The following is an 18,513-nucleotide window of genomic DNA, read 5'->3' on the forward strand; positions in this document are numbered from 1 at the left end:
CTCATGACCGGTAGCTCTCCAGTGCCTCGTCAAGTTCGATCCCAGCACGAGACCGTCTGGGCCGCCCGGAGTGTTCGAGCTTCGAAGTCGATGTGCTCCCATCGCAGGCCGCATACCTCGCTGCGCCGCAGGCGAGCATGAGTAGCAGAACCCACAGCGCGTGCCAATTGTCGTCGGTCGTGCCGTCGAGCATCTTGCGTGCTTCCGCCACCGACACTGGTTCCTTCGGCGCCGGCTTTGGCCTCTCGACGCGGACGAGCTTGGCGACGTTGCGGCTCACCAGCTCTTCGCGGTAGGCGTGCTCCAGCGCTGCTCTCAGGGTTGCGTGCACGTACTGGATGGTGCGGGTACCAACGCCATCTGCCCTCATGGCGTCGACCATCAGCCGGACGTCCCGCGCGCTCAGTCGAACGAGCTTCTTCCTGCCGATTCGGGACTTGGTCGGGTTGCGAGGGTTGCTGCATCCCGACCCGTACCGCGTCGGCGAAGTGCCGGACGGCTCGGCGGACACCGATGGGTACGTCGCGGCCGGCGTTGAGTTCGATAGCGGTGCAGCGGAGGATCTCACCGAGCTGGCTCGCGATGACCGGCGCGTCGAGGCCGGGTAGTCATCGAGCACGTCGCGGCGGTCACGTGCAGTGCGCGGGCCTCGTCGGCTTCGCGGCCGGTGACCTTCGCGGTTCGGTCGTAGCGGCTGTTGCTGCCCATGTTGGCCGGTCTGGTAAGGGTGTGCGCCGTGAAGGCGAGCGAATCTACGGTCCGGCAGGTCCTCCAGGGCGAAACCCAGTACGTCGTACCGCTTTACCAACGGCGCTACAGCTGGCAGCACGGCAAGGAGAAGGACCCGCTCGGGCAGCTGTGGGACGACTTGATGGTGCTCGTCGGCGACAACGGGTCGGCCACGCACTTCCTCGGCTCCATCGTGCTAGCTCCCAGCCCCGATACGACAGCGGGCGGCCTCACCCGCTGGATCGTGGTGGACGGGCAGCAGCGCCTGACCACGCTCAGCTTGCTGTTGTGCGCCGTTCGCGATCACGTCCACGCCGCCCACCCGCAGCTCGCGGAGAAGATTCACGACTTGCACCTGGTCAACAAGTACGCCGCTGGCGATGACCGGTATCGGTTGCTACCCACCCAGGCAGACCGAGCTTCCTGGGTCGCTTTGGTGGAGCGTGCCCCGGATGCTGGCGGTGAGGACCGGATCGGAAGCGCCTATCGGTGGTTCCGGGCGAAGCTTGCCGAGTTCGACGACCCTGATGACGACGCTGATGTACGCGCGCTGGAGCAAGCGGTGACCGGGCGACTCGCGCTGGTGTCCATATCTGCGCATGCCGACGACAACGTCCACCGGATCTTCGAGTCGCTCAATCACAAGGGCCAGCCGCTCACCCAGGCCGACCTGCTGCGCAACTACCTGTTCATGAAGCTGCCGACATTGGGCGACCACGTCTACACCTCTCAGTGGCTGCCCTTGCAGACGTTGCTCGACGACGCGCAGCTCGACGAGCTCGTGTGGCTTGACCTCGTCGTGGCCGGAGACGAGAAGGCGACCCAAACCGCGATCTACCGACTCCAGCAGAGCCGACTCGACCGGCTCTCGGAGGAGGAGATCGCGAACTGGGTGGAGCGGCTGCACCACCGGGCGCTGCTGCTGCGGCGCATCTTGCGGCCTGTTGAGGAGCCAGTGCCGGTGCTCCGTGACGCGTTGGATCGCCTGTCCCGCTGGGGTTCGACGGTGGTGCACCCGATCGCGCTGCACGTGCTGGAGTCGCACGACGCCGGCCGTGTCGACGCCGCTGAGGCGGCCCGCGCACTGCGCGTGGTGGAGAGCTTCCAGGTGCGCCGGATGGTTGTCGGTATTCCTACGAACAACCTCAACCGCATCCTCATGTCGCTGGTCAAGGAGTTGGGTGCCGAGCCGCCAACCGCCGAAGCGGTCACGAGGGTACTGTCCGGCCCCCGCAAGCGGTTCCCGTCTGACCAGCAGGTACGTGATGCGGTGCTGGTCGAGCCGTTCTACTTCCGTGGCCGCGGCCATCAGCAGCGGTTCGTGCTGCGGTCGCTGGAAGAGGACCTGCGACATGGCGAGCAGATCGCGTTCGACCTCGTAGACCTGAGCATCGAGCACGTACTGCCGCAGAGCCCTTCCGAGAAGTGGCTGAGCGAACTGGCTGTCGAGGCCGACCATTCGGAATCGCCCGAGGAGGTGCACACGTCGGTCGTGCACACGCTGGGCAATTTAACCCTCACCGCCTACAACCAGCAGCTGTCGAACTCCGATTTTGACGTCAAGCGCGTACAGTTGGCCGACAGCGGGCTGAAGACCAACCGGCTCATCGCCGAGAACGAGCAGTGGCGACGCGCAGAGATCCGCGCGCGCAGCCGCATGCTGGCTGACCGGGTCGTCGCGATCTGGCCCGGACCGGACGAGTCGGTGGCCGCATACCCGATCGAGCCGCGTTGGCGATTGATGAGCCAGGTGCTCGCGTCCGTCCCGGCCGGTCGGTGGACCAGCTACTCCGACGTGGCGGAAGTGATCGGATCTCACCAGGTCGCAGTGGGAAACCGCCTCGCCACGGTGACAATGTCAAACGCGCACCGCGTGCTGAAGCGCAACGGGCATATCTCTCCAGAGTTCCGCTGGCCCGACCCTGAACGCGATGACGATCCGCGCGAGGTGCTGCAGGCCGAGGGTGTGCGGTTCGACGGGTGGGGACGGGCCCAGCAGGAACAACGAGTCGACGCGGAGCAGCTGATGGCCATGATCGCGGAAGATCGCGACTAACCCGCCGGGGCATCGACGTTGGCCGGCAGTGGCGCCATCGCGGCAAGGCTTCACGGAGGAGTTTTGCTCCCACGGCGCGGCTCCCGCGCGCGACGTCACCGAAATCGGATGAGCGGAAATGCGGATCTCTTGCCGAACCGGTGGTTGCTGCAGACTATGCACCCTGCGCGGACGGCCCGCGTGGGCTCGCGCTGGGTGTCCGACATCCACCGTCGAGTGAGCTCACGCGGTGTCACGGTCGGGTTCTGCCTCTTTGATATGGACGAGCTTCTGCGAACGGTCGGACGAGTGGTCCAGTGAGGGATGATCACAGGTGTAAATAAGCGATTCGTTGTCGACCCCATGGCGGCAGATCAACGATTCTTAGAGGGGTACTATCTCGATCGACGACGGTAAGCGCTTCCGTCCGCTACGCACAGGACTGCGTAAGGTGATTCAAAATCCCCGCTTTCTTGCGGTTGGCTGAGCCTCCCGCCGCCCGAAGAGCAGTGAGCAATCGCCACTACCTTGACCGTGAGACCGGTCGCTATTCGTCTGTGACCACGATGTCGGCGTCGCTATGGCTGCCACGTTGCGGCGGCTCGGACACGACGCGTGGACGGCGGCGAATGCGGGGCTCAGTGGCGAGCGACGACGAGTTGACCGTCTACGCGGACAACGAGGGCGCCGCTCGTGACGCACGACGTCGAGTTCTCGAAGGGGCGCCAGCGCAACGTCGTCGGGAAGCACGTCTGGCTCCGCTGTTCCGAGATGGACGCGGCACAGCTTGTGGAAGATCGCATCAACGAATTTGCTGCGGCGCTCAACATCCACAAGGACGTGTGGATCTGGTTGTCGTCCGACGGGCTCGCGCTCTCGTTCGCGTGGAAGTAGGTCGGACAGACCGATCTACTCGAAGTAGTCTTCGTCGATCTCTGAGGGCGATCGGCTCAGTCGGCGGCTGCCCGTAGGTAGACCTCCGCGAGATGGCGCAGGTGCGGCCGGAGCTCGGCTGGGGACTCCACGGTGAACTCCATGCCGAGCATGCCGATGTAGGCAGCGATGGTTTCGAGGCTGTCGGCGCCCGTGACGAGCACCGATTCCGTGTCCGTGATCGACTCGACCACCCCGACGGTCGGGTTGATCCGATCGAGCACCGCTTCGGCATGCGCGGCGATGCGCAGGCGGGCGTGCACCTTCCAGCCGCTCGTGGCGATCGAGCGCATGGCGAAAGCCGTGTAGTCGCCGCCGGGCAGCGGCGAGGGCGGGAAGCTGCGACCTGTCGGCATCCGGGGTTCGATCCAGTCCGCCCGGAAGGTGTCCCACTCGCCGGACGAGGGGTCGCGCCCGACGAGATGCCAGCGGCGTTCCCAGCTCAGCAGGCGGTAAGGCTCGACGAGTCGGGCTGCTCCGCGGTAGTCGAAGCGCAACAGTTCGACCTGGCGGATGGCAGTCGCGACCGCCGTGAGCACGGTGTGGTCCACCTCGGGATCCGGTGCGTCGGTACCGGTGTTCTCGGGTGCTCGATCGACCACCGACGAGAGCGCCGCCACGGTCGATCGCAGCCGTGGCGGGAGCACCTGTTGGAGCTTCGCCAGTGCTCGCGCGCTCGACTCCATGATCCCGGTGATGCCGGTCGCCGCCCGCAGGCCGACCGCAACGGCGACGGCCTCCTCGTCGTCGAGCAGCAGCGGCGGCAGCTTGCCACCGGCGCCGAGGCGGTATCCGCCGGTCGTGCCTCTGGTGGTTTCGACCGGATAGCCGAGCTCGCGCATGCGGTCGATGTCGTTGCGGATGGTTCGCGCCGTCACCCCGAGGCGGGCGGCGAGCTCGGTGCCCGTCCAGGCCGGCCTCGACTGCAGCAGGGCGAGCAGGGCGAGGAGCCGCCCGGTGGTGTCAGCCATGGGTTGAACTTTCCTCGTTCAATAGGAACGAAGTGTTCCTATATCGACGATACCGTTGCCAGCATGACCAACACCGACATCCTCCCCTTCCGCGTCGAGGTCACCCCGGCCGAGGTCGACGATCTGATGGACCGGCTCTCGCGCACCCGCCTGCCCCAGCCCGCCCCCGGTGACGACTGGAGCTACGGCACCCCGAACAGCTACCTCCACGAGGCGGTGCAGCGCTGGCGCACCGGCTTCGACTGGCCGGCCCAGCAGGAGCGCATCAACGCCGTGCCGCACTTCACGACCGAGGTCGACGGGCAGACCCTGCACTTCATCCACGTGCGCTCGGCCCACCCCGATGCGACGCCGCTCCTGCTCGCCCACACCTACCCCGGATCGTCTGTCGACTACCTCGACATGATCGACCCGCTCACCGATCCGGTCGCGTACGGCGGCCGTGCCGAGGACGCCTTCGACTTGGTGATCCCGGACGCCCCCGGCTACGGCTTCTCGAACCCCGTCGCCGAAGCCGGCTGGGACACAGCCCGGGTGGCACGCGCCTATGACGAGCTCATGCGGCGACTCGGGTACACCCGATACGGCATCCACGGCTCGGACAACGGCGCCATGGTGGCCCGGGAACTCGGGCTCCTGAACCCCGACGGCTTTCTCGGCCTGCACGTGTTGCAGCTGTTCTCCTTCCCGTCCGGCGACCCCAGCGAGTTCGAGCGCCTCGAGCCGCAGGACTACGCGGGGCTCGAGCACATGAAGTGGTTCCAGTCGGTCGGTGGCTACAACACGATGAACGCGAGCCGGCCGCAGACCGTCGCGGTCGGCCTCAGTGACTCGCCGGTCGCTCTGCTCGCCTACAGCGAGCTGTTCACCTCCTTCGGCAACGGCACGTCACTGGTGCCGCTCGACACGATCCTCACCGAGGTCACCGTGAACTGGCTCGCCAACGCCGCGGCGGGCATGAGCCGTAGCTACTTCGAGAACGCCCGCGCCGAGGGCGAGCCGCAGGTGAACTCCGCGCCCACCGGCGTCGCCGTCTTCGCCGACGACTTCCAGACGATCAAGGCCTTCGCCGAGCGGGACAACTCCAACATCGTGCACTGGAGCCGCTTCGACAAGGGCGGCCACTTCGCCGCGCTCGAGGTCCCCGGGGTCGTCGCCGGCGACATCCGGGCGTTCTTCGCCGCGCTGCGCTGAGCGGGGCTGTCGGACCTCACGTCGTGACGGCGCTTCCGGCCCGGCGCATCGGTCAGGCGCCGGGTCGAGGGGGGCGGGGACGATCGTGCGGATGCGTGGGCGGGACGGCCCCGCTCTCTGCGCGCTCCGTCCCGTGAGCCGGTGCCCGGTCCGGAACCCGGAGGACGGTGCGGAGGGCCGACGACAGGCGCTCGCGGTACCGGTCCATGGCCTCCGGGCCGATCCCCTCGGCGGCGGCCCACGCGAAGTCGTCGGTGGCCACCCGCAGTGCGGTGTTCATGCTCGCGGCGTGGATGCGGACCTCGAGACTGTCCGGCGGCAGGCCCATGCGCTCGCCGAGCACCTCGGCGAAGGTGGGCTCGGCCCGCTCGTGCAGCACGAGCCACACGGCACGGAGGGCAGGCTCGTCGCGGGTCAGCCGGACGACGGCCAGCACCGCCTCGATGTCGCTGCGTGACGGGGCAGGTGTGAGGGTGTACTCGACGTCGAGATGCTCGGTGAGCTCGAGGTCCGGTGGCCAGGAGCGCAGCGCGTCCTTGAAGGCGTTGACCGTGCGGGTGAGCAGCGGTTCGACGCAGCTCTCCTTGCTGCGGAAGTACCGCCACAACGTGCGCTCGGACACCCCGGCCGCGCTCGCGATCTGCTCGCCCGATGTGGCCGATACGCCCTGCTCTCGGAACAGCCGCACTGCGTGACGAGAGATCTCGAGCCGTTGCTGCTGACGTTGGTGATCGCTCATCGGCGGCCGTCCGCGGCGAGGTCCACCGTCGTGCCCCTCCACCACATCGACCTCCACCTGCGACTCGGGGGCTGTTACGCAGGGCACACCGTAACGACCATCATTTATGGCAGTCCCTGCCACAAAGTTGTACCGTCGGGACGTCTTCGAGGTGTCCCGAGAGGAGAACCGGTGACCGTCGCCGCATCCACCGAGCGTCCCCAGCTGCCCTTCGTCCGGCCCAACGTGCTCGACCTCGCACCGCTGTACGAGGTGCTGCGTCGCGAGGCGCCGGTCGCGGAGGTCACCACGCCGGCAGGTGATCCCGCGTGGTTGGTCACCCGCTTCAACGAGGTCCGCGACCTCCTGGCCGACAAGCGGCTCGGCCGGTCCCACCCGGAGCCCGAGCGCGCATCGCGCATCTCCTACGCCGCCGTGCAGGACGGGCCCTCGGGTACCTACGAGACCGAGAACGCCGACCACACCCGGATGCGGCGGCTGCTGACCCCGGCGTTCTCCGCCAAACGCATGCTGCAGCTCTCCGATCACGTGCAGGACCTGGTCGACGGCTACATCGACCAGCTCGTCGCCGACCACGACGGTTCACCCGACGGGATCGTCGACCTGCACGCCGGGCTGGCCTTTCCGCTGCCCGTCGCGGTCATCTGCCGGCTGCTGGGCGTGCCCGAGGGTGACCGGGACCGTTTCCGCCTGCTCTCCGAGCGCATGGCCACCTACTCCGAGGACGGGGACGCCCACCGGGCCCGCACGGAGTTCGGGCGGTACATGGCCGGGCTTGCGGAGGCCAAGCGCGCCCACCTCGGCGAGGACGTCATCTCCGACCTCGTCCGCGCCCAGGCCGGCGACGAGGACTTCGACTACGCCGAGATGGTCCGGCTCTCGGTCGGCCTCCTCTTCGCAGGCCACGAGACCACCGTCAACCGCATCGGGCTGGGCACCCTTTTCCTGCTCACCCGCTCCGACCAGTGGGACGCTCTGACCACCGACCCGGACGGCCGGATCAACGCCACGGTCGAGGAGATCATGCGCCTCGGCGCCCCCGGCGACCTCGGCATCCTGCGCTACGCCCACACCGATCTCGACGTCGCCGGGGTCACCATCCATCGCGGTGACGCCGTCATCCTGTCGATCAACTCCGCCAACCGCGACCCGTCCGTCTTCGACGACGCCGAGACCTTCGACCCCGACCGCGAGGAGCGGGGGCACGTCGGTTTCGGGCACGGTCCGCACTTCTGCATCGGCGCAAGCCTCGCCCGTGTCGAACTGCGCACCGTCTTCGCCACCCTCGCCCGTCGCCTCCCGGGGCTGCGCCTGGCTGCGGACCTCGACAGCATCGATGTCCGCAAGGACCACATCACCGGTGGCGTCACCGCATTGCCGGTGACCTGGTGAGCACCGAGTCGACGGACAGCACTGCTGGTGGCCCCGCGCCGTCTCGGCGTCCTGTCAGCCGATGGCCTGCCGGTATGCCATGTCGGCGGCGGTGAGGCCCTCCAGCGCCATGCCCAGCGCCGTCCCCTCGGCCATCCGGCGGCTCACCCGTTGGCGCAACATGACCGCGAGGTAGCGGTTCAGCAGCTGTGGGCGCCGGGCCAGCTGCTCGGCGATCTCCACCGCGCGCTCGAGGACCCGCTCCTGCGGCACCACCTCGGCCACCGCACCCCAGTCCAGCGCCTGCTGCGCGGTGAACGAACCCTGAGTCATGATCAGGTGCCGGGCGCGGTTGAAGCCGAGGATCTCCTCCCAGACCACCTGGATGCCGTCGCCCGGCACGATGCCGAACGTCAGGTGCGGGTAGTCGGAGAACACCGTGGACTCGGCGGCGACCACGACGTCGCCGAGCAGGACGTACTCGCTGTGCACGGACGCCGGGCCGTTGACCGCGGACACGATCGGCATTTCGAGATCCACCAGCCGCTGCAGGACGCGCCGCCCCTCGGCGTAGGTCCTGTCCCAGTTGAGCGGCTTGGTGATGTCCCCGAGGCTGGGGCCGTCGATGTCGGTCATGAACCGGTCACCGGTCCCGGTCAGGATCAACACCTGGTTGTCGCGGTCCTCCGCGATCGCCTCCAGCGCCCGGGGCAGGTCGCTGTGCGTCTGGCCGGTGAAGGTGATCGGACCGCCGTCGGTGTGGAACCGGAGCGTCAGCACACCTGACGCGCTGCGCTCCATCGCGAGGTTCTCGTACGCGGTGAAGTAGGCCGGAGCGGGGCCTGCGGTTGCCGAGGTGCTGGAGGACGACGTCATCGGGTTCTCTCCTGAGGGGCGGGTGGAAGCTGATGTGTGTGGCTGCCGTCTGCTTGGTGGCGGAATCGCTCCGGATCTCACGGAGAACGGTGGGAGACGGGCGTCACATCCGCGCCCTACGACTCACGGCGGCTACCCCTGCTCGTCCTCCTGGTTCTGTGCGAGGGCGCGGAAGCGGCCGGGCGTGATGCCCCGGATGCGGGTGAACGCACGGTTGAACGCGTACTCGCTCGTGTAGCCGACCGATCGGGCGATCGGGCCGATCGGCCCATGGGTCGAGCGGAGGCGATGCGCCGCCAGCTCCATGCGCCAGTCGGCAAGGTAGGCGAGCGGGGGTTGCCCGACGAGCGCACGGAAGCGGCGCGCCAGGGTGGCCCGGGAGACCGAGAGGTGGGCGGCGAGGTCCGGCAGCGTCCAGTCCCGGGCCACGTCGCCGTGCAGAACGGCGATGGCCTCGCTGATGAGCGGGTCGCGCAGCGCGGTGAGCCAGGACGCCGGTAGCGGCTGAGTCTCGGCCGTCAGCAGCCAGGCGCGGATGATGTGGATGAGCAGGACGTCGAGCAGCCGGTCGCGGACGGTCGCGGTGCCGGTCGGTGCGCTGCCGATCTCGTGTGTGAGCAGCTGTAGGACGTGCTCCGTCGGCCGGGTCGGATCCGCATGTACGTGGATCACCGGCGGCAGCACGCCGAGCAGTGACGCGTTCAGGGTGGCGTCCTCCTGGTAGGAGCCACAGAGAATCCGGGTGTGCGTCTCGCCCCGTCCGATCGTCAGCCTGCCGCCGGAGGTCAGTGCCTGACGTGCAGCCAGGTGGTCGAACGGTTCGCAGTGCTGTCCTGGCCCGGTGACCAGCTGGTGATGCGGTCCGGTGGGCAGCAGCACCAGATCTCCCGGCAGGAGGTGACGCGGCTGCTGACCGTCGACCTCCAGCCAGACGTCACCCGCGATCATCGCGTGGAAAGCGGCACCGGGAATGTTGTCGATATCGACTCCCCAGTCCTTACCGGCTTCAACGGTGGCGGCGACCGTACCCCTGACCTTGGTGACGCCGAGCACGTCCGACAGTGGGTCCACCCCGGCAACCGTACTGGCACCGGGCGATGCCTGAGACGCACGGACAAAAGAATGAGCATATCGGCCATCGCTGGGGAACGGCCGGCTTCATAGAGTTTTGCCAGGTTCCCGGCCCTGGGCTGAATCCGAGGAAGGCCTGGGATTCTCGCTGCCCGGAGATCAGGGCGGCCAGTCCGGCTCGTGAATAAGGGAGTTGTGATCGTGGATCGTCGTGCCGTGCTCAAATCTGGAGCAGCCGTCACATTCGGCATGCTCGCCCTGGGAGCCGTCGAGTCCGGTATGAGCCCGGCACTGGCCGCCGACCAGCACCCGGCCACGGGGTGGGTCCCGTTGCCCGACCCGGCAACCGGCGGCGTGGTCAGTCCGCCCTTCCCCCAGCACCTGACGAGCCAGGAGCGGGCGAACCTGACGACGTTCGACGAGTTGGACTTCTAGGTGTTCTCCCACGCCCAGTGGGCGCGACTGAGTGAAAGCCACGCTCGCAACGTCCGGGCGCACTGGCCCGACGGCCATTACACCGACGGTCTCGACAAGCACGCCGAGGATCTGGCGGCACTGTTCGTGTGGGCGCCCGACACGCGAATCGAGGTGCACCCGCTGCGGGTGGCAAAGGACAACCTGACGGCCGTCACCGGCGTCATGAAGGGCACTTTCACGCGAACCATGCCCGACGGTAAGGGCGGCTCCATCTCGCCGACCGGTAAGAAGTACGCCCTCAACATGGCAACCGTCGGGATCTGGAACCGGCACGGCACGATGGATGAAGAGTTCCTGTTCTGGGACAACTCCGCCTTCTATCAGCAGATCGGCCTGGGCTGAACATCACCGGCAAAATGGACGCGGGCAAGGCTCCGGTTGTACGGATACTGGTGGCCGACGGCTACATCACGGTCGCGCTGTGCGGGCCCGCCCGTCAGGTGAGTGATGTCCAGGCGCTTTGCGCCGAGCTGGAAGCGGCCTCCGAGCTGTGTTCGAGCACCGGCACCGTGGTGCTCGACCTGTCGGCCTGCCCGGTGCTGGAGGACGAGGCGGCGGCCGCTGTTCGTCACGTTCTCGCCCGGATCCATGCGTGGACCCGTTGCGACGTGGAGCTGAGACGCTCCCCCGACAGGGTGCGAGCGGACATCCGCAGGTTGCCGGTCGAGCGGCCGGTCGTGGCGGAGACCCCTGGGGGAGAGCGGTGCATGTCCGAGGAGGATCAGCGGTGGGTCCGAGGGCTCACCGCGACCGGACGTGAGTACGAGCGGACCGTCGCGAAGCTGTACCCGTTGCTGCTGGTGCCGGCGCGCGCCGAGGCCGCCGGCAGGCTTCGCCGCACTCTCGACGTCCGGGGTCCGGAGATCGACGACATCGCCTGCCAGGCCGCCGCCGATGCCGTCGTCTCGATCATCCGGAAGGTTCCCGAGTTCCGCGGTGAGGCCACATTCACGACCTGGGCGCACCGGTTCGTGCTCACAGAGGTGGCCACCAAGGTCAACCGGCATTTCTGGCGCCGCTGCGACGCCTCGTTGGACGCGCCGGATCGCGGCGACCTGCCGGCGAGGCGTGAGTTCCAGCCGGAGATCGTGGCGGAGTTCCGCGACATGCTGGCCGTGGTGGCGAGGGCCGTCGACGTGGCACTGAGCGACAGGCAGCGCGACGCCCTCCTCGCCGCGGTGCTCGGCGGGATGTCGCCGGAGGCATTGGGGCAGCAGCGGAGCTCCAGCCGCAACGCTGTCTACAAGGTGGTGTACGACGCTCGGAGAAAACTGCGGTCGGCGCTCGCCATGGAGGGCTATCTCGGCACGGGGTGAAGACGCCACGCTGCGGTGTCCCGGCTACGCTCCGGAACGGTGTGCCGGGACGTCTGGTCGATGATGGTCGATCGACGACCGCGCGCAGCCCCGATGCGCGCACCAGGCCGGTCTGAAGATCTCCGCCTCGCGCCCAGGCCTGCAGGTAGCTCGATCGAGCCGCTCGGACCCCACCCCCGCCCGCATCCGAACTGAGGACGCCGTGGACGAGAGCCAGAGGGTCAGCGTGCCCGCCGTCGATGACCAGGCTGAGTCGAGGACGGAGCCGATAGTCCTCGTCGAGCAGGCACCCGATCCCGATGTGCGCCGGCGGTGGCGCCCGCCCAGTTTCGAGCTGAACGCCGTTGCGCTGATGGCGGCGACCGGGATCACCGGTGTCGTCGGGCTGGCGTTCTGGGCGGTGGCGGCGCGGCTGCCGCCCGCGGAGGTCGGGCGTGCGTCGGCCATCCTGACGACCGCCACAATGCTGTCGCAGCTGTCCAGCTCCAACGTGGGTGTGCTGTTCGGTCGTGTCCTCGCCGCCGCGGGCGCGAAGTCGCGCTCGCTGGTTCTGGGCGGGTACGGGATAGCTGTCGCCCTGAGCCTCGTGCTCGGGGCCGCATTCGTTCTCGTCATTCCCAATGAGCTTCTGACCGGGACCGTCGAGAAGGTGGCGTTCCCGCTGATCGTCGCCCTCTTCTCGCTGTTCGCCCTGCAGGACTGGGTGCTGACCGGCATACGCAAGTCGGTGTGGATACCCCTCGAACAGCTGTTGTTCGCGATCGGCAAGCTCGGCTTGCTGCTGCTTTTCTCGGTCTGGGCACTGCAGAACGGCATCGTCTTGTCGTGGGTGTTGCCGTGCCTGCTCGCGGTGTTGGTCGTGAACGCGGTGCTGCTGGGGAGAACGCTCCCGCGTCGTAGAGCGGCCGAGGCCGGGGCGACGGAGATGCCGGACCGTCGCGGCCTCACCAGGATCTTCCTGGCGGAGTACGCGACGGGTGCGGTCATGTACGTGGTGCCGCTCACCCTTCCGCTCCTGGTGGTCGCGGTACTCGGGACCGAGGCCAACGCCTACTACGCGGTGCCGTGGCTCATCAGCGAGTCGCTCGGCCTGCTGATCTTCAACATCAGCTCGTCGTACCTGGTCGAGGCGGCACACGACAGCCGGCGTATCGCCGCGCTGATGGCCCGGACGATCCGGCTGATCGCGCTGGTCGCCGTGCCCGGCGTCGCCGTGGTGATGATCGCCGCGCCGTGGATCCTCTCGATCCTGGGGCCGGCGTATGCCGCCGAGGGGTCGACAGTCCTTCGCCTGATGGTCCTGGCCATCCCCTTCAGCACGGTTTCCACCCTGTATGTGGCGATCTGTCGAATCCAACTGCAGATGGCCCGGGTGGTGGTCATCGAAGCGATGATCGCGGTGCTCGTCATCGGTTTCGCGTTCGCTCTGGTCGGCCCGCTCGGCCTCGCGGGCGTCGGTCTCGGCTACCTGATCGCGGAAGTCGTCGTCGCCGCCGCCACGATCGTGCCGCTGGTCCGGTTCCTCCGGGCCAACCGGTTCTCGCTCCGCCGCCGCTGACGGGTGGCACCAGGTCCTCCCGCGGGCGCACGCCTCAGGCTCGCCCCTGCACTGGCCGTGACCTCTGAGTCGGACAGAAGACCCAGACAATCACCAAACGGCGCAGTGCCGCTACGCTGGGTGCAGGAACGAGCCGATGCGGGAAGATCGAGGGAGCGTCAGATGAAGGCGACAGCCTGCGCTGTCGACCGCGGACGTCCGCGGCGAGGTGCTCGGCGTGAGATGTGGCCCGTCTGCCCGGTCGTATCGGAGTCGTAGTGCTGGACGTGAGTCGGCTGTCCACCCGTGAGGCCGTGGAGAAGATCCGCGAGGAGTGGACAGAGCTTCAGGACCGCAGTGAGACCCTCAACCCGTTCGTCGGGCCGGAGTGGACGATCCACTGGATGCGATCACTCATGCCCGAGACCGACGAGGCGTGGATCCTCACCGTCCGCGACGCCGGTCGGCTCGTCGGTGTCGCGCCGATGCACCTCCACACGTACCGGCTCGGGATCCGCAGGCTGCAGATGATCGGAAGCGGCGCGCCGTGGGTGGGGCCGTTCGAGGCTCCCGCAGTGCTCGCCGCGCAGCCGCAGGGCCGCCAGATAGCCCGTGCGCTGATCGAGTACCTCGCTACGCAGCAACGGTCATGGCATCTGGTCACGATCGCGCTCGGAGAGAGCGGCGACTGGCTCGAGCCGGGGTGGCTCGCCGCGCCGGACTTCACGGTCGTCGCCTACAAGACCACCCCCTTCGTCGTCCTCCCCCTTCCCCTAGCGCCGCGCGGACCCTCCGAGGGCAGGCGCAACCTCAAGGAGGCCGTCCGCCGCGCACGCAACCGGCTCACCAAGCGATTCGGGGTGGAAGGCTGGCAGGTCGAGGGCCTCACCGAGCCCGATGCGGTCCGGTCCGCCTCGGAGGAACTCGTCCGGCTGCACCGGGCTCGCGCGGAGTTCAGGGCGCGCGGCGATGAGCACTCCGACGTGCTCGCCGATCCACAGGTGCGCGCCTACGTCCTCGACGTGATCGCCGATCTCGCGGAACGCCGCCGCGTCACCGTCTACCGGCTCGTGGCGGAGGGGGAGACACTGGCCGTTCAACTCGTGCTCAGCACGGGCACGGCCGCGTTCATCTCCATCTCGGGGTTCCGCTCCGACGCCTGGGACTACTCCCCGACCAACTACCTGCAATGGGTCGCGGTCACCGACGCGGCGGAGCGTGGCATCTCCGAGGTCAACTTCTCCTCGTGGCCCACGCAGGCCAAGCTGCGCTGGAGTCGCACCGTGCGGTCCACCCCGGAGTTCGTCGTGATCGGACCGGGCCGGTTCGCGAAGCTGGTCGCGGCGCCCGCGTTCCTCACGGCGTCCGCGCTGAGCGCCTACCGGCGCGAACTGGGCGTGGGAACCATCGGCCAGCTGTTCCGGCGCGTCGACAGCAACCGGTCAGCTGGCCGACCCGCCTCCTGAGTCCGGCCGGCCCTCAGTGTCGCGGCCGGTAGGTCGCTATGACGGTGCCGCTGCTGGTGGGCCGGGCGCCCACCAGGTCGAGGCGCGTGAGCTCAGCGTCGTCGGCGAACAGCTTCTCGAGGCCCTGACCGGCCACGACCGGGCTGACGAACAGCGTGAGCTCGTCGAGCAGGTCCGCCGCGATCAGGGAGCGGACGAGACCCGGGCTGCCCGAGACCGTGATGTCCTTGCCATCGGCCGCCTTGAGCTCCCTGATCGCGGTCGCCAGGTCGCCGCTGACCAGATGGCTGTTCGGCCACGCGGACACGTCCGTCAGCGTCGTGGACACGACGTGCTTGGGCGAGGAGTTGATCCACTCGGCGAAGGCGAGGTCCTCGCCGTCGGTGACGGACGGCCAGTAGCCCGACCACTCCGTCCAGGTGACCCGGCCGAGCAGGATCGTGTCCGCCTCCGCCATCGTCCGGCCCATCTCGACCCCCATCTCCTCGTCGAACGCGAACTGCCACCTGTCCGGCGACTGCGCGACGCCGTCGAGCGAGACGAACAGTCCTGACACCAGCTTCCGCATGGCTTCCTCCCCTGGTCGGTGGGTGCGGGAGCCAGCTTGGCCGGGCGATGCGGCGTGGTCGACGATTCGGCCTGGGCCTAATCTGCGAGCGTGATCGAGGTGGACCTGACGGCCGAGGACCTCTCGCGGATCCGGTTCGCCTTCTCCCCGGTCGCGGAGACCGTGACCAGCCTGCGGGCGCTGTCCGTCGGAGCCCGCAACGGCCTGCAGGCGCCGTGGCTCGCTGACGTCACCGGGCGGCTGGACGCGGTGGACGTCGAGCTGCTCACCACGCTCGTCCGGCCCGCCGGCTATGTGCCCGACTTCCTGCTCCCCACCCCGGCCGGCCGCTCGGCCACGATCGGGGCGGGTCTGGAGCAGGTGGCCGCCACCCCGCCCGAGGTCGTGAGCGCCGAGCTGTGCCACCTCGCCGAGCACCCCGTCGCGCAGCGCGGATCCGGGCGGGATCGGCGGTCGGCGCTACTGCACGGGCTCGCCGACCGGCCCGAGTACGCGCTGCGCCGCATCACCGGCGAGCTGGAGCGGTACTGGGCCGCGGCTCTGGAGCCACACTGGTCGCGGATCGGCGCGCTGCTGCAGGCCGACCTCGCGCACCGGCTCGAGGAGCTCGCGACGGGCGGCGTCGCGCAGCTGTTCGGGACGCTGCACCCGGCCGTCGCGCTGCGGGGCGACCTGCTCACCGTCGCGAAGTACTACGACGGGCGGGTGGGGCTGCGCGGGCGAGGGCTGCTCCTGGTGCCGTGTGCGTTCGCATGGCCGGATGTCCTGGTCGGTACGGCCGATCCGCAGCCGAGCCTGACCTACTCCCCGCGCGGGCTCGGCCGCCTGTGGGAGTCCGCGCCTGCCGCGGGTGCCACCCCGCTGGCCGGGGTACTCGGCCGTACCCGGGCGACGATCCTCGCACTGCTCGACCTGCCGATGTCCACGACGCAGCTCGCCGCCCAGCTCGATCTCACCGCACCGACCCTGAGCGGGCACCTCACGGCACTGCGGTCGGCCGGGATCCTGGTCTCCCGCCGAGACGGGCGCGCGGTGCTCTATCGACGCACCACGCTGGGTGACCATCTGCTCGCTGCCGCCGGCTGAGCGCGCGCGGCTGAAGCGAGTAGTCGCTTCAGCCGCGCGGCCGTTCGATGGAGAGGCTTACGGGAACGGGAATCCGTGGAATCCGTTGTCGTCGCCCGGGAACGGGAATCCGTTGTTGTCGCCGCCGACCACCACGTTGTCCACGCGGCACGTGCCGGAGCCACCATACGTGTTGTCGCCGCCGATGACGACGTTGCTCTCGCGGCACTGACCCGGAACCGGGGGAGTCGGCGTCGGCGTGGGTCCCGGCGGCGTCGGGCCGAGCGTGACCACATACGGAATGGCGTCGTTCGACGCACCGCAGTTGAGGTCACCGTTGAAGGCGGCCGTGATGTTGTGGGTGCCGACGGTGCTGAACGTCGTGGTGAGCGAGGCCTGCGAGTTGGTGACCGGCACGGTGTCCAGGATGTCTCCACCGTCGAAGAAGGTCACGCCCAGGCCGCCGGGGTCAGGGAATCCCGGGCAGTTGATCACTGCGGTGAAGACGACCGGCTCACCGACGACCCCAGCCGCCGGTGACGCCGTCAGCGTGGTCGTCGAGTTCACCGCCTGAGCCCAGGCTGTTGGGGAGAACACCAATAACCCGGCAAGTGGAATTACCGCCAGCGCGAGCGAGCGGTGGCCCAGCCTGTAGCGAGTTTTCACTGCACTCCTCTTTCGGTGAGGGTCTATTCGAAAGTTGAATGGGCCCCCGCCAAAGGTGATTGGGCCCGTGCCCGGACGTCACCAGTAATGCACCTCGGGGCGGCGCAGGCAACGCAGATCACCCGCCAATGGTGTTTCGTCCTGCTGTGGAGGAGGGCTCGCCGATCTGGTTACGCTCCGTGAGAACGGAACCGGGCCGGAGCTAGCGGGCCACCAGTTCGACCTCGGCGTCCATCCCCGGGCCCGCGCGGAACGGGGCGGCGAGGGTGGGGAGGATGTGGCGGCGGTTGCGGACGAGCGCGGTGATCGCGAGGACTCCGTAGAGGCCGCACAGCACGTATCGGGCCTGCTGGCCGGGGAAGACGAACTGCAGCGCGAAGAGTCCGAGCAGCGTGAAGGCCAGCCACCGCGGGAACCGCAGTGCCAGCAGCGCGGCGATCCCGAGCAGCGTCTGGGCCGCGGTGAGCAGGAACTCCTCGATCTGGCGGCCGTCGAGCACGAGCGCCGCCGACCCCCCGCCGAGCAGGTAGGCGATGGGCAGGCTGCCGACGAGCAGCGTCCACTGGTTGACCTTGCTCGAGATCAGCGTGCTGATCGCGTCGGCGCCCTTGCCGTGCACGGCGAACAGGATCGCCACGATGAACTCCGGCGCCTCGGACGCGAGTGGGGCCAGCCACTGCACCAGCAGGAACTGGTCGATGCCGAGCTGGGTGCCCGTCTCGATGAGCGAGTGGGCGAATGGTTCGGCCGAGGCGAGGATGACCGCGGCGGCGAAGACGAACAGGCCGACCACCAGCGACCGCCGGACGCGGCCGGGCAGGCCACCGATCCGCGCCGCGGGGCCGACGAGCTCAGGCTCCTCGGCCTCGGCGCGGGAGACCTTCCACAGGTAGAACATGAACAGGCCGAGCAGCCCGAAGCCCAGCACGAGGTGGATCTGTCCCGTGAGCGGGACGATGAAGGCGACGACCGAGGCGATGGCGAGGAAGCCCAGCTCGACGCGCCGTCCGGACTCGAGCACGAGCTCCCGGACGGGACGACCCGAGCGGCGTGAGGCGACCGCCAGCGCGATGATCACCACGACCGACCAGCCCAGCCCCAGCAGCAGCCGGTTCGACCCGGTCATGTTCGCCGCCGCGTACGCCACATAGCTCGGATCGCTTCCGGCCGTGTAGGCGAAGTAGAGATCCACGGCGTACTCGGGCAGGACCGCGATGACGGCCAGGATCGCGATCGCCAGGGGGCCGGAGATGTCCATACGGGCGGCTTCGGCCGCCCACGCGAGCAGGAATGACGAGGCCACCACGGCGGCCCCGAACGTCACCAACCCGAGCAGGGCCGGCAGCGGAAGCCCACTGATGCGCACCACCAGGGCGGGGAGCGTGAGCAGTACACACAGTGCGATGGGGCGGATGAGCTTGGCGAGCACGGTGACCTTCCAGGACGGCGCGCCGCCGTTCCGGAGGTCTGCAGGGGACACTCCGACCAGGCGACTCGAC

The 18,513-nt window shown here is 68.7% G+C and carries 19 protein-coding genes; 11 read left to right on the plus strand and 8 right to left on the minus strand.

Annotated elements, in window-relative coordinates; all coding sequences use genetic code 11:
- Position 1: 1 nt before the first annotated feature.
- Positions 2-382, minus strand: coding sequence for a hypothetical protein (locus ACQPZA_RS00780; protein WP_433277470.1), 381 nt, complete (start codon positions 380-382; stop codon positions 2-4).
- Here ACQPZA_RS00780 and ACQPZA_RS00785 point away from each other — a divergent pair.
- The 3 genes from ACQPZA_RS00785 (at position 369) to ACQPZA_RS00795 (ending at position 3,658) form a co-directional block, all read left to right on the plus strand.
- On the plus strand, positions 369-608 hold the full coding sequence (locus tag ACQPZA_RS00785; RefSeq protein WP_433277472.1) for a hypothetical protein: 240 nt from the start codon (positions 369-371) through the stop codon (positions 606-608). The two genes, ACQPZA_RS00780 and ACQPZA_RS00785, sit on opposite strands and share 14 nt — an antisense overlap.
- Before the next feature lie 128 nt (positions 609-736).
- The gene (locus tag ACQPZA_RS00790) at positions 737-2,785 is read left to right on the plus strand and encodes a GmrSD restriction endonuclease domain-containing protein (protein ID WP_433277474.1); all 2,049 of its coding nucleotides are present in this window, start codon (positions 737-739) and stop codon (positions 2,783-2,785) included.
- A gap of 672 nt (positions 2,786-3,457) precedes the next feature.
- Positions 3,458-3,658: a hypothetical protein gene (locus ACQPZA_RS00795; protein ID WP_433277476.1), complete on the plus strand. Its 201-nt coding sequence runs from the start codon at positions 3,458-3,460 to the stop codon at positions 3,656-3,658.
- Between the two features lie 56 nt (positions 3,659-3,714).
- Here ACQPZA_RS00795 and ACQPZA_RS00800 read toward each other — a convergent pair whose 3' ends face one another.
- Entirely contained in the window at positions 3,715-4,668 is a 954-nt protein-coding gene (locus ACQPZA_RS00800) for a helix-turn-helix transcriptional regulator (protein WP_433277478.1), read from the minus strand.
- A 63-nt stretch (positions 4,669-4,731) separates the two neighbouring features.
- Here ACQPZA_RS00800 and ACQPZA_RS00805 point away from each other — a divergent pair, with 63 nt between their 5' ends.
- Entirely contained in the window at positions 4,732-5,862 is a 1,131-nt protein-coding gene (locus tag ACQPZA_RS00805; RefSeq protein WP_433277479.1) for an epoxide hydrolase family protein, read from the plus strand.
- 52 nt (positions 5,863-5,914) lie between these two features.
- On the opposite strand, the gene ACQPZA_RS00810 is transcribed toward ACQPZA_RS00805, so the two are convergent.
- On the minus strand, positions 5,915-6,550 hold the full coding sequence (locus ACQPZA_RS00810; protein ID WP_312859256.1) for a TetR/AcrR family transcriptional regulator: 636 nt from the start codon (positions 6,548-6,550) through the stop codon (positions 5,915-5,917).
- A 222-nt stretch (positions 6,551-6,772) separates the two neighbouring features.
- Between ACQPZA_RS00810 and ACQPZA_RS00815 the strand changes: the two genes are divergently transcribed.
- Entirely contained in the window at positions 6,773-7,993 is a 1,221-nt protein-coding gene (locus ACQPZA_RS00815; RefSeq protein ID WP_169397483.1) for a cytochrome P450, read from the plus strand.
- A 54-nt stretch (positions 7,994-8,047) separates the two neighbouring features.
- Here ACQPZA_RS00815 and ACQPZA_RS00820 read toward each other — a convergent pair whose 3' ends face one another.
- On the minus strand, positions 8,048-8,848 hold the full coding sequence (locus tag ACQPZA_RS00820) for an enoyl-CoA hydratase/isomerase family protein (RefSeq protein WP_433277482.1): 801 nt from the start codon (positions 8,846-8,848) through the stop codon (positions 8,048-8,050).
- 132 nt (positions 8,849-8,980) lie between these two features.
- Positions 8,981-9,919 (minus strand): AraC family transcriptional regulator, encoded by a 939-nt coding sequence (locus ACQPZA_RS00825; protein WP_433277484.1) that lies wholly within the window; start codon positions 9,917-9,919, stop codon positions 8,981-8,983.
- 201 nt (positions 9,920-10,120) lie between these two features.
- Between ACQPZA_RS00825 and ACQPZA_RS00830 the strand changes: the two genes are divergently transcribed.
- From ACQPZA_RS00830 to ACQPZA_RS00850, 5 genes are all read left to right on the plus strand, one after another.
- A complete protein-coding gene (locus tag ACQPZA_RS00830) occupies positions 10,121-10,354 on the plus strand; it encodes a hypothetical protein (protein ID WP_433277486.1) in 234 nt (77 codons plus the stop codon).
- Positions 10,355-10,738 (plus strand): ester cyclase, encoded by a 384-nt coding sequence (locus tag ACQPZA_RS00835; RefSeq protein ID WP_433277488.1) that lies wholly within the window; start codon positions 10,355-10,357, stop codon positions 10,736-10,738.
- A 14-nt stretch (positions 10,739-10,752) separates the two neighbouring features.
- Positions 10,753-11,712 carry a sigma-70 family RNA polymerase sigma factor gene (locus ACQPZA_RS00840; RefSeq protein ID WP_433277490.1) on the plus strand — a complete coding sequence of 320 codons (960 nt, stop codon included), beginning with the start codon at positions 10,753-10,755 and terminating at the stop codon, positions 11,710-11,712.
- A gap of 202 nt (positions 11,713-11,914) precedes the next feature.
- On the plus strand, positions 11,915-13,270 hold the full coding sequence (locus ACQPZA_RS00845) for a lipopolysaccharide biosynthesis protein (protein ID WP_433277492.1): 1,356 nt from the start codon (positions 11,915-11,917) through the stop codon (positions 13,268-13,270).
- Between the two features lie 257 nt (positions 13,271-13,527).
- Positions 13,528-14,715, plus strand: coding sequence for a GNAT family N-acetyltransferase (locus tag ACQPZA_RS00850; RefSeq protein WP_433277494.1), 1,188 nt, complete (start codon positions 13,528-13,530; stop codon positions 14,713-14,715).
- 13 nt (positions 14,716-14,728) lie between these two features.
- Here the strand turns inward: ACQPZA_RS00850 and ACQPZA_RS00855 are convergent, their stop codons facing one another.
- A complete protein-coding gene (locus ACQPZA_RS00855) occupies positions 14,729-15,283 on the minus strand; it encodes a dihydrofolate reductase family protein (RefSeq protein ID WP_433277496.1) in 555 nt (184 codons plus the stop codon).
- A gap of 90 nt (positions 15,284-15,373) precedes the next feature.
- Here ACQPZA_RS00855 and ACQPZA_RS00860 point away from each other — a divergent pair, with 90 nt between their 5' ends.
- Positions 15,374-16,369, plus strand: a complete 996-nt coding sequence (locus ACQPZA_RS00860) for a DUF5937 family protein (protein WP_433277498.1) — start codon at positions 15,374-15,376, stop codon at positions 16,367-16,369.
- Positions 16,370-16,426: 57 nt separating this feature from the next.
- Here ACQPZA_RS00860 and ACQPZA_RS00865 read toward each other — a convergent pair whose 3' ends face one another.
- Both ACQPZA_RS00865 and ACQPZA_RS00870 read right to left on the minus strand, forming a co-directional pair.
- Positions 16,427-17,014 (minus strand): Ig-like domain-containing protein, encoded by a 588-nt coding sequence (locus ACQPZA_RS00865; protein ID WP_433277500.1) that lies wholly within the window; start codon positions 17,012-17,014, stop codon positions 16,427-16,429.
- A 202-nt stretch (positions 17,015-17,216) separates the two neighbouring features.
- Positions 17,217-18,494, minus strand: a complete 1,278-nt coding sequence (locus ACQPZA_RS00870; RefSeq protein ID WP_433277502.1) for a sodium:proton exchanger — start codon at positions 18,492-18,494, stop codon at positions 17,217-17,219.
- Positions 18,495-18,513: the final 19 nt, after the last annotated feature.

It is taken from the genome of Pseudonocardia xinjiangensis (assembly GCF_050948425.1).
In the GTDB taxonomy this organism is placed as follows: domain Bacteria; phylum Actinomycetota; class Actinomycetes; order Mycobacteriales; family Pseudonocardiaceae; genus Pseudonocardia; species Pseudonocardia xinjiangensis.